8 protein-coding genes are annotated in these 6,048 nt (G+C 67.0%); all 8 read right to left on the reverse strand.

All coding sequences use genetic code 11. From position 1 onward, the window contains the following. Positions 1–25 precede the first annotated feature (25 nt). Positions 26–1,537: a tripartite tricarboxylate transporter permease gene (locus tag Q0716_RS08000; protein WP_299021726.1), complete on the reverse strand. Its 1,512-nt coding sequence runs from the start codon at positions 1,535–1,537 to the stop codon at positions 26–28. 25 nt (positions 1,538–1,562) lie between these two features. Then, a complete protein-coding gene (locus Q0716_RS08005) occupies positions 1,563–2,030 on the reverse strand; it encodes a tripartite tricarboxylate transporter TctB family protein (RefSeq protein WP_299021728.1) in 468 nt (155 codons plus the stop codon). A gap of 37 nt (positions 2,031–2,067) precedes the next feature. Next, a complete protein-coding gene (locus Q0716_RS08010) occupies positions 2,068–2,706 on the reverse strand; it encodes an ankyrin repeat domain-containing protein (RefSeq protein ID WP_299021731.1) in 639 nt (212 codons plus the stop codon). 29 nt (positions 2,707–2,735) lie between these two features. Continuing rightward, on the reverse strand, positions 2,736–3,596 hold the full coding sequence (locus Q0716_RS08015) for a TatD family hydrolase (protein WP_299021734.1): 861 nt from the start codon (positions 3,594–3,596) through the stop codon (positions 2,736–2,738). Positions 3,597–3,638: 42 nt separating this feature from the next. Continuing rightward, complete coding sequence (locus Q0716_RS08020; RefSeq protein WP_299021737.1) at positions 3,639–4,016, reverse strand: PilZ domain-containing protein; 378 nt, start codon at positions 4,014–4,016, stop codon at positions 3,639–3,641. After that, a complete protein-coding gene (locus Q0716_RS08025; protein WP_299021740.1) occupies positions 4,013–5,056 on the reverse strand; it encodes a DNA polymerase III subunit delta' in 1,044 nt (347 codons plus the stop codon). The genes Q0716_RS08020 and Q0716_RS08025 overlap by 4 nt, the downstream gene beginning before the upstream one ends. After that, positions 5,053–5,694, reverse strand: a complete 642-nt coding sequence (gene tmk / locus Q0716_RS08030; RefSeq protein WP_299021742.1) for a dTMP kinase — start codon at positions 5,692–5,694, stop codon at positions 5,053–5,055. The genes Q0716_RS08025 and tmk overlap by 4 nt, the downstream gene beginning before the upstream one ends. Then, on the reverse strand, positions 5,691–6,048 hold a 358-nt coding region (locus tag Q0716_RS08035), incomplete at its 5' end, for a hypothetical protein (RefSeq protein ID WP_299021749.1). The genes Q0716_RS08035 and tmk, both read right to left, overlap by 4 nt.

Raw genomic sequence — 6,048 nt, forward strand, 5'->3', positions numbered from 1 at the left:
TAATACAAATTGTAGAACTTTTGAATCACGATTCCCGGGCGCGCTCACGCGCCCGCAGCGCCTGGCGCAGCGCACCCCACAGTGACCAGACCAGCAGCGCGCCACAGGCCAGCATGAAGCCCAAGCTGATCGGGCGCTCGAGGAAGACCATCGCGTCGCCGCGTGACAGCAGCAACGCACGTCGCAGGTTTTCCTCCATCAACGGCCCGAGCACGAAGCCGAGCATCAGCGGCGCCGCCTCGAAGCGCAGCACGGCCAGCGCATAGCCCAGCAGCCCGATGATCGCCACCATGTAGATGTCGAACACGTTGTTGTTGACGCTGTAGGTGCCCAGCGCGATGAAAACGAGGATGGCCGGGTACAGCACACTGTACGGAATGCGCAGGATCGCCACCCACATGCCCACCAGCGGCAGATTCAGGATCATCAGCATGAGGTTGCCGATGCCAAAGCTCACGATCAGACCCCAGAACAGGTCGGGCTGGTTGGTCATGAGCAGCGGCCCGGGCTGGATGCCGTGGATGATGAGGGCGCCTAGCATCAGCGCCATGACGGCGTCGCCCGGGATGCCCAGCGACAGCGTGGGCACGAACGCCGTCTGCGCAGCGGCGTTGTTGGCGGCCTCGGGGGCAGTCACGCCCTCGATGGCGCCTTTGCCAAAGCGCGACGGGTCGCGCGCCAGCTTCTTTTCGGTGGCATAGGCCATGAACGACGCGATCGACGCACCCGTGCCGGGCAGCGCACCGAAAAAACTGCCGATACCGGTGCCGCGCACCATGGGTATGATCGACGCCTTCCAATCGGCCGGGGTCGGCAACATCGAGCGCCAGGTGATGCGGTCGTTGATCTGGCCCTCGCGCGGCTGGTTGACGGAGCTCACCACTTCGGCGATACCAAACAGCCCCATCGCCAATGCCACGATGTTGATGCCATCCATCAGCTCGGGGATGCCGAAGTCGTAGCGCGCCTGCCCCGAGTTGACATCGGTGCCCACCGTGCCCAGCAACAGCCCGAGCACGACCATGGCCAAGCCCTTGACGGGCGATCCCGACGCCAGCGTGGACGCCGCGATCAGGCCCAGCAGCATCATCGCGAAATACTCCGCCGGACCAAACTTCAGTCCAATCTCGGCGATGGCCGGTGCAAAACCGGCCAGTATCACGATGCCCAACATCGAGCCCACGAAAGACGCGACGGTCGTCATGAAAAGCGCGACGCCTGCCCTACCCTGTTTCGACATCGGATATCCGTCCAGACAAGTCACCGCCGAGGACGGAGTACCCGGTAGATTGAGCAAAATGGAGGCAGTCGAGCCGCCATATTGCGCACCGTAATACACCCCAGCCAACATGATGATGGCCGCGGTCGGGGGAATGTGATAGGTGACTGGCAGCAGCAGCGAGATCGTGGCCATCGCCCCGATGCCGGGCAGCACACCGATCAGGGTGCCAATGAAGACGCCGAGGAAGCAGTACAGCAGCATCATCGGCTGCATGGCTTGCTGCAGCCCGAGCCAGAGTCCTTGTGCGATATCCATGGTTGGGTGTCCTCGATGTCGCCGATCAGACGCTCCACGGCCAGACTGGCAGCACCATGCCCAGCGCCAGGCTGAAAACCAGCCAGCACAAGGCCGCGATGACGGCAGCGGCGATCAGGCGCGTGCGCCACGCTATGCTGCGATCGGCGAGCGACGCCAGCAGCACGGAAGCCGCCGTGGCCAAGACCAGGCCCGCGGGCTTGAGCGCCGCGGCAAACAGCACAAGAGAGCCGATGACACACGCCAGCGTGCGCCATGCCACGGCGATGCGTACACCTGGGCGCACCAGCGCCGGCAGCGCAATGAGCACGCCCAACACGCCCAGCAAAAGCCCAAGCCAAAACGGAAAAAACCCCGGCCCCATGTTGCGGGGGGTACCCAGCTCATAGTGGCCGTGGGCGTACCATGCCGCCGCAAAGCCCAGGATGGCCATCAGCAGCCCGCCCAACAGATCGTGGGCATCACGTCTCGTTGCCTGTTGCGGATTGGTCATCTCGCATCCTCGTTCGGTCAAACCTGGTTCTGGTCGTTCACCATTGCCCGCGCGGCTGGCGGGCGCGAATGGAGGCCGCGATCATATCCACCACGGTTTGGCGCCCGACCTGGCGGGCAAAGTCCATCGCATCCAGCCCTTGCTGGTTGCGCAACGTCGGGTCCGCCCCCTCGTCCAGCAATAGGCGCACCACTTCCTCGCGGCCGTAGCGGGCCGCCATCATAAGAGGGGTCGTGCGGTTGGGCGACTCGGCATCGATGTAGGCGTGGTGCTCCAACAGCAGGCGCGTGATGGCCAGCGCGTGCGCTCCCTTGTTGGTGGCGGCATAGTGCAGGGGAGCCCAACCCGGGCGGTTGACCTGTGCGCCGCGCGCGAGCAAGCGTTGCACAATGTCCAAGTGATCCCGCAGTGCTGCCATCATCAGGGCATTCTCGCCAGCCGCGTTGAGCGCTTCGATATTGACGCTGGGTTGATCGACCAAGTATCGGGCCACGGCCAGCGCATCGCGCTGCAGCGCCAACACCAGGGCCGGATTCAGGTCGGGGTCGGGGGTGTCGAGGTCGAACCCGCGCGCGTGCAGCTGCCGCACGGTGGCCACATCGTCGCGCACCACGGCGGTGATGAACTGGTCGTACGAGCGCTGCCCGAATGCCAATCCGCAGTATACGGAAAGCACCGTTACGACAAGCCATTGCGTGACGTTTTTCATGTCGCGTCTGAGCTTTGCTCGATGATCGGCGTCGACACCGGCTGCAGAAAAAGCCGCTCGAAGTTGTCGCTCGTCGCGGCCGCAACCGCTTCCACCGGTACGCCTTTGAGCTCGGCCAACTGGGCGGCCACCAGCGGCACGAACGCGGGGGTATTGGTCTTGCCACGGTGCGGTACCGGCGCCAAATAGGGGCTGTCGGTTTCGATCAAGCAGCGCTCCAGCGGCACGTAGCGAGCGACGTCGCGCAGGTCTACCGCGTTCTTGAACGTCAGAATCCCCGAAAACGAAATATAAAAACCCATGTCGAGCGCCGCGCGCGCGACCTCGCGCGTCTCGGTGAAGCAATGAAACACGCCCGTGACGCTGCCACGACCATCCCCGGCCGCGGCCGAGGTGAATCCCCCCTCCTCGCGCAGGATGGCGAGCGTGTCGTCGGACGCGCTGCGGGTGTGGATCACGAGCGGCAAGCCCGTCTGCCGCGCCGCGCGGATGTGGACGCGAAAGCGCTGCCGCTGCCACTCCATGTCGGCCACGGTGCGCTCGCCCAGGCGGTAGTAATCGAGCCCGGTCTCGCCAATGGCCACGACGCGCGCGAGCGCCGCGCGCTCGGTCAAATCGGCCACGGTGGGCTCGCGCACGCCTTCGTTGTCCGGGTGCACGCCCACCGTCGCCCACAACCACGGCGGCGTGGGCTGCGCGCCTTGCAGGGCCAAGCGGTGTACCGCTTCGAACCCTTCCAGCGTGGTGCAGATACACAGCGCGCGATCGACGCGGGCGGCTCGCATCGCGGCCAACACCTCCGCGACGTTTTGCTGCAGCTCCGGAAAGTCGAGGTGACAATGGGAATCGGTATACATGAGGTCGGTTCGTGTGGCATGCTGGGCCCAGCGCCAGCATCGTCAAATCGTTTGTGTCGGGCGATCCGAGGCCAGGTGTGAGCCCAGGATTTCCTCGATCCGGGCTTTGAGCGCACGCGATTTGTCATCGGCCGGAAAGCGCACCCCGACGCCCTGCGTGCGCGAGCCAGTGGCACCCGCGGGCGTGATCCACGCGACCTTGCCCGCGACCGGGTACCGCTGCGGATCATCGGGCAGCGTCAGCAGCACGTACACGTCTTGGCCCAGGGCATACTCCCGCGTGGACGGCACGAAGATGCCGCCCTCGGCAAACAGGGGGATATAGGCGGCGTAGAGTGCGCCTTTTTCCTTGATCGACAGTTGGATGACGGTGGGACGCGGATGGTTGGCCGCATCCCCCGCTGAGGGATCCGTGCTCATGCACGCGAGTGTAGCGCCGCGGCCGCCCGTGACAGCCGTGCGCTCGAAAAGGCCGTGCGCATGCGTTGTGCCCAGGCTTCCGTCCACAGCCCCACCTGAACCGGGTGCTCCACGGTGCGCCGTGCCTGCTGCAAGGCCCGCCACAAACCGCCCAAGCGCTGCGGGGGTGCCGTGGGCAGCGCATCGGCCGCAAAGTAGCGCGGCGCAGCCCCCGCTGCCTGCGCCATGGCGTCGTGGCACAGCATCATCGCCACTTGTAACTGGCGCGCCAGCGGCCAGTCGGCGATCGGTGTCCAGTCCCCGTGCGCCAGCCGCTGCGGTAATTCCGCCCACAAGCGTGCCGTCAGGCCCAGGCTGGCCCAGTTCAGCGCTTCTTGCGGGCGCGCCCCTGCCGCCCGCCAGCAGGCAATCCAGTCGTCCTCGCCCAATGCCGGGTAGTCGGTCGCCGCCACCCGGCTCAGCCACGCCCGGCCCTCGTGCTCTTCGGGCCAGCGCATGGCATGCGTTAGGCAGCGGCTGCGGATGGTGGGCAGCAATTGATGGGCGGCTTCGGTGGCCAGCACGAAGCGCACCCGGCCCGGCGGTTCTTCCAGGGTCTTGAGCAACGTGTTGGCCGACTCGGGATTGAGGGCTTCGGCCGGATGGATCAGCACCACTTTGCCGGGCTCGCGCGCATGGGTGACCTGGGTGAACGCCACCGCGGCGCGCGTCGCCTCGACTCGAATCTGGCGGCTGGGTTTGATCTCCTTGCGCTCGATGCGCTCCTGCGTGAGCGGATCGAGCGGCCAGCCCAGTTCGATCGCCTGCTGCTCCGGCATCAGCGCGAACAAGTCGGCATGGGTGCGCACGTCGATTGCGTGGCACGACGGACAGGTGTCGCAGGCGCCCTGCTCGTTCGGCCGCTCGCACAGCCAGGCGCGCGCCAGCGCCAGTGCCAGATCGAACTGGCCCAGGCCTGCCGGGCCAGCCAGCAGCACGGCGTGTCCCCGCAGCGCGAGCAACGACCGCAGTTGGCGCTGCAGCCACGGCGCAAGCGTCATGGCAGCACCCCCCGCGCGCGACAGGCGGCCTCCACCTGTTGCCAGACAGCGGACACCTCTGCCCGCGCGTCGATGCGAACGATCCGCTGTGGCGCCTCGGCTGCGCGCGCGGCGTAACCGGCCGCCACGCGCTCGAAGAACGCCTGCGGCTGCGCCTCGAACCGGTCGGGTGCCCTCGCCTGCGCCAGTCGCGCTGCCGCCACCTCGGGCGGCACGTCGAACCACAAGGTCAGATCGGGCTGTCGCCAGCCGGCCGGGCCCGACTGCACCCAGCGCTCGAGGGTGCGCAACACGTCGAGATCGAAGCCCCGCCCGTACCCTTGGTAGGCAAACGTGGCGTCCGTGAAGCGGTCGCACAGCACCACCTGCCCCGCCGCCAGCGCCGGCTCGATGACGTGCCGCAGGTGGTCGCGCCGGGCGGCAAACACCAGCAGCGCCTCGGTCAGGGCATCCATGGACGTGCGCAGCAGGTTCTCGCGCAGCGCCTCGGCCAGCGCGGTGCCGCCGGGCTCGCGGGTCACCGTCACCGCACGCCCCTGGTGGCGCAGCCGCTCGGCCAGCGTGGCGATGTGGGTCGATTTGCCGGCGCCGTCGATGCCTTCGAAGGTGATGAAAAGGGGCTGCGGTCGATCGCTCATGGCAGTCGATCGTACACGCTGCGCAAGGACGGGCACGGCCGCGCATCGGTCACCCAGCGCTGGGCGTAGAGCGTGCCCCCACTCGATGCCGATGACGCGGCATGCCAGCGGTAGCTCTGCAGCGCCCCTTCTGCGCGGTAGCCGAGTTCGGTGGCGATGGCCGGTCCGGGTTTGGGGGCTCGGGCGCTCACCCAAAGCACGTCACAGGCGTCCACGTCGGTGGGAACGGCCAGTTTTGAAGATCCCGGATATGCGACCCAGCGCACGGCCGACGTGTGCAGGGCGATCGCACCCGCCACGTGAATCGGTTGCACGACCGCCACCGTCTGCGGCCCCGCCATCGAATCGACCCAG

Origin of the sequence: uncultured Tepidimonas sp., from assembly GCF_938045175.1 — a bacterium.
Taxonomy (GTDB): domain Bacteria; phylum Pseudomonadota; class Gammaproteobacteria; order Burkholderiales; family Burkholderiaceae_C; genus Tepidimonas.